The organism is uncultured Rikenella sp. (assembly GCF_947628055.1).
Classification (GTDB): Bacteria; Bacteroidota; Bacteroidia; order Bacteroidales; family Rikenellaceae; genus Rikenella.
This window is the reverse complement of sequence record NZ_CANQYJ010000139.1, coordinates 1-4723: the sequence shown is the minus strand read 5'-3', so window position 1 is coordinate 4723 and position 4723 is coordinate 1. Positions and strand designations below refer to the sequence as shown.

General features: G+C 57.9%; 3 protein-coding genes. 1 reads left to right on the top strand and 2 read right to left on the bottom strand.

The window, feature by feature from the left end:
* Nucleotides 1–124 precede the first annotated feature (124 nt).
* Nucleotides 125–1747 (top strand): ATP-binding cassette domain-containing protein, encoded by a 1623-nt coding sequence (locus Q0Z93_RS09665; protein WP_298065001.1) that lies wholly within the window; start codon nt 125–127, stop codon nt 1745–1747.
* Nucleotides 1748–1756: 9 nt separating this feature from the next.
* Here the strand turns inward: Q0Z93_RS09665 and Q0Z93_RS09660 are convergent, their stop codons facing one another.
* Together Q0Z93_RS09660 and Q0Z93_RS09655 are read right to left on the bottom strand one after the other, a co-directional pair.
* Nucleotides 1757–2503, bottom strand: a complete 747-nt coding sequence (locus tag Q0Z93_RS09660) for a porin family protein (protein WP_298065000.1) — start codon at nt 2501–2503, stop codon at nt 1757–1759.
* Nucleotides 2504–2523: 20 nt separating this feature from the next.
* Nucleotides 2524–4620 (bottom strand): Ig-like domain-containing protein, encoded by a 2097-nt coding sequence (locus Q0Z93_RS09655; protein WP_298064997.1) that lies wholly within the window; start codon nt 4618–4620, stop codon nt 2524–2526.
* Between the last annotated feature and the right edge of the window lie 103 nt (nt 4621–4723).

Here is a 4723-nt window from a genome sequence, read left to right as displayed (position 1 = left end):
TATCCGGCAGGCTCAAGAGATGCGTTAGCATCTCAAAAAGTTTTTCTGGTTCTCTTTGTTCACAAAGAGAACAGTTCTATGGTACGTACTAATAAAAGATCGAATAAATATAAAAAAGCGAGAGATGATAACCGTATCCAACCTGGAAGTACAATTCGGCAAGCGCGTTCTATTCAAAGACGTCAACCTCAAATTCACCCCGGGCAACTGTTACGGCGTGATCGGCGCCAACGGCGCCGGGAAATCCACCTTCCTGCGCGTGCTCGCAGGCGATGTCGACCCTACGCGCGGCACGGTTGCGTTCGGACCGGGGGAACGGTTGTCCGTGCTCAAGCAAGACCACTTTGAATTCGACGCACACACCGTGCTCGACACCGTGTTGATGGGACATCAGCCCCTGTGGGAGATCATGCAGGAGAAAAACGCCCTGTATGCCAAAGAAGACTTTTCGGACGAAGACGGCATCCGGGCGGCAGAATTGGAAGAGAAATTCGCCGAGATGGAAGGGTGGAATGCCGAAAGCGACGCAGCCGAACTGCTCAGCGGGTTGGGGATCAAAGAGCACCTGCACTATTCGCTGATGGGCGACCTGAATGCCAAGGAGAAAGTGCGAGTGCTGCTGGCGCAGGCCCTGTTCGGCAAACCGGACAACCTGCTGCTCGACGAACCCACCAACGACCTGGACGTCAACACCATCATGTGGCTCGAGAACTACCTGTCGAACTACGAAAATACGGTGCTCGTGGTATCGCACGACCGGCACTTCCTCGACGCGGTGAGCACCCATACGATCGACATCGATTACAGCGACATCAATCTGTTCGCCGGGAACTACAGCTTCTGGTACCAGTCGAGCCAGCTGGCCGCCCGGCAGCTGGCCCAACAAAACAAAAAGGCCGAGGAAAAACGCAAGGAGCTCATGGAGTTCATCCAGCGTTTCTCGGCCAATGTGGCCAAATCGAAACAGACCACCTCGCGCAAGAAAATGCTCGAGAAACTCACGATCGAGGAGATCAAACCGTCGATGCGGAAATATCCGGGGATCATTTTCCAGCCAGAGCGCGATCCGGGGACGAAGATTCTGGCGGTGGACGGGCTGACTTACTCCACGCCGGAAGGGGAGACGCTGTTCCGGGACTTGTCGTTCACCATCGAAAAGGGAGACAAGGCCGTCTTTCTGTCGCGCGAGCCGCGGGCGGTGACGGCGCTCTTGGAGTGCATCACGGGCAACCTCCAGCCGGAAGCGGGGATGATCGAATGGGGGGTGACTATCAAGTCGGCTTATCTGCCGGTCAACAATACGGCGTTTTTCAACTCCGACCTGTCGATCATCGACTGGCTGGCCCAGTATTCGCCCGATACGAGCGAACTCTTCCTGCGGGGCTATTTAGGCAAGATGCTCTTCAGCGGCGAAGAGGTGTATAAGAAAGTGAGCGTCCTTTCCGGGGGCGAGAAGATGCGCTGCATGATCGCGCGGATGATGATCGAAAATCCGAATACGCTGGTGCTCGATTCGCCGACCAACCACCTCGATCTGGAGTCGATCCAGGCGTTCAACAATTCATTGGTGTCATTCCCGGGGATCGTACTGATGACCTCGCACGACCACGAGTTCATCGAGACGGTGGCGAACCGCATCATCGAAATCACGCCGAACGGCATGGTCGACAAGTATATGGAGTACGACGAGTATATCCTGAGCGAAAAGATACAGACCCAGCTGGACCGGCTCTACCAAGGCGAATAGCCGGATCGTCTATTTGTGCATCCGGACCTTGTAGTTCACCCCGAGGGTGACGGCCAGCTGGTCGGCCGGCGAACGGAACGGGTTCCCTTCGTATTTGGTCACCCCTTTTAAAACGTCCGACAGACCGATATTGTAGCGGAACTCCGCCGAGATCGAAAACCGCCGGATCGCGAACAGCATTCCCGCCCCGAACGTGACGCCGTATCCCCAGCGGTTGTCCCGCGTGGGGTCGTATTCGTATTTTCCCTCCGAGTACACCTCTCCCGTCGCCTTGTTGTACTCCCGGTAGTCCGAACTGAACGCATAGCTGAAGTACGGCCCGGCGCTCAGGTAGAACCGCGTGCCGCCCTTGCTCAGCGGCAGGTAAGGCTGCCAGAGGATCGGTATCTCGACGGTGTTCCAGGTGCGTTCGTAAATCTCGTCCGACTCGAACGTCCGGTGCATGCGGTAGCCCCGCTGCGACCAGTTGATGTCGGCCTCGATACAGCCCACATACTTCTGGGCCGGCACGTCGAACTTGTAGACCAGACCGCCGACCATCAGCCCCATTTTGTACTCCATCTGGCGTGTCGGCTCGAACCGCGCGGTACCCATCGCATATCCTCCCCGCACGCCGATGTAGTGATCCACTTTGACCGGTGCCCAGGCCGCAGTCAGAGTCTCGGACGGCACGCCCCGCTCCTGGGCCTCCGCCGCGGCGCAGGACAAAACCGCTCCCAAAGCTGCGGCTATGTATATGATTCGGTGTAAAGTCATCGTCATCTCGGTTAAACACATTACGGCCGGCTGAAAAGTTCCCGCAAGTCGACCGGCACCACGACGTCCCAGTTTTCCTTGGCCATGATATTACGCCCTGTCACCGGGTGTTCCCAGATGCGGATGCGTTCCGGCTGCCGCCGCTGCACCAGCGATCCGGTGTCCCACTCTCCGTTTTTGTTGCGGTCTTCGGTCACCCGCAGCCGGTATTGTCTGGCCGGCAGGTAGCGCAGCTTGTAACTCCCCCCTGCCGCGGCGTGCCGGATCCGCTGGTAGGTCTTTCCGTCCTGCGTCTGCAGTTCGAGAATGTATTCATAGTCCGGCAACAGGCTGTCGCCCCGGAGTTCGACGATCACGGTGCCGAATTTGCTGGCGTCGGCCACTTTGAACGTCGATTTCAGCGTGTCGTTCCCCTGGAAGGCGATATTGAGGAATACGCTGTCGGGAATCAGCAGATTGTATTCGTCGTCGGCTTTCCAGTCGGCGCGTATGGTGAGCTGCCGCCGCGTCGCACTGTCGAGTTCCACGGTAAACGGCTCCGGCGTTTCGGTCTTTTTTCCCGGCTCGGGTGTCGTCGTCTGCCGTTCCCGGCTCGGCAGGGACGACTGGGCTTCGGAGAGTTTGGTCAGCCGGATCCGGGCCTCGTCCACCGACCGCAGGGGATAGTCGAACAGGAGCCGGATGTGGTTTTCCGGATTCAGCGGATTGGCCGCCTGCACCTGGTATCCGAACGGATTCTTGACCGGCAGCTGGTCGTCGCGCCGCGGTTTTTCGGTTTGCGTGGTGTCCACGTCCACCTGTTTGAACAGCGTGCTGTCGGCCAGCAATTCGGCATCGGTGCGTTTGGGATCGCCTCGGCGACGGCTGATGATCCGTGCCGTTTTGATCCATTTTTTTTGCAGATGTGCCGCCCGTTTGGCTTTGCGCTGCGCTTCTTTGACTTTCCGGATGCTGTCGGCGGCTGCCGTATTCGACCTGCGGCGGGCGTTCGGGTCGATGATGCGGTGCACGAAGGTCAGCTCTTCGGATTTCAGCTGCGGATTCCACACGCTGTCCCGGGTCATGTAGCTGATTTTCGCTCGGATGGTATCTTGCAGCGCTTCGGCGGCTTCCCGGGTTGGCGGCGCTATCCAGTACCACACGGTATCTCCCTTGATGCCGTTTTCGCGGACGAACCACGTCGAATCCATGCCGACCGGTGCGAATGAAACGATTTCGGCGGGTTCGATGGCGTTGAAGATGATTTCTAATTTCTGCCGTTCCGGCCGGCTGCTGCCCAGTATGGTCTGCCTGCGCACCGGCTCTTCCTGAAAGAGTTCAAAACGGAGCTGCGGCGGTTCGATCTGCCGCCTCGGGCCTTTGCGCCCGGTGGCGGGTTCGATCCACATGTCGAAGTCGGGCATTCGGGTGGGGTTGTATACGCTGTCGAGCATGGCCACGTAGTCGGCTCCGGATTCGTACCGCTGGTTGCCGTTTTTGTCGAGTATGGCGTATACGCGGTAGTCTTTGTCTTTGAGTATGTCGGCCAGGAACAGGCCGGAGCTGTCGGTGCGGAATACGGCGTCGGGCCGGGCGTTGAATAGGGTGGAGTCGTGCGAGGCTGTGGAGTCGGCTGTGGCGTCGAAGAAGAAGACCATGGCGCCGATCACGGAGTCGCGGGTCTGGGCGTCGATGGTCAGACCGCTCATGATCAGGGTGTCGAGTTCCGGGCCGGTGGAGAAGATGAAGGCGTAGTTCCCCAACCGGTTGCCTTCGTTGTTGTCGGCGATGGAGTTGCCGAAGTCGAGGCGGTAGGTGGTGCTGCTGTCGGGCTGTTCTTCAAATTCGACGAGTATGGAGCGGCCTTTGACGGTCAGTGTCGGTTTGCTGCCGTTCATGTTCGGCGGCGAAATCAGAAATTCTTTCTGCTGGTCGCGCAGGGTGACGTATTCGTTGAAGTTCAGGGAAATACGTTTGCCTTTGAAGTTCATGGCTTTGGGCGCGGGATCGGTGCTGACGATCAGGGGGGGCAATGAGTCGCGTGGCCCTCCCTGGGGCTGCGCGATGGAGGCGCACTGCACGAAAATGACGGCGGCTGCCAATGCTGAAAACAGTTCTCGTATCCGGATATATGGCATATTATCTGTTCGCTTATTCTGTACCTTACTGTGAGTGACTGTTCTTTCTTTGAAAAGAAAGAACCAAAGAAACTTTCAGATAGCTGCGCTACTCCTTAGGCTC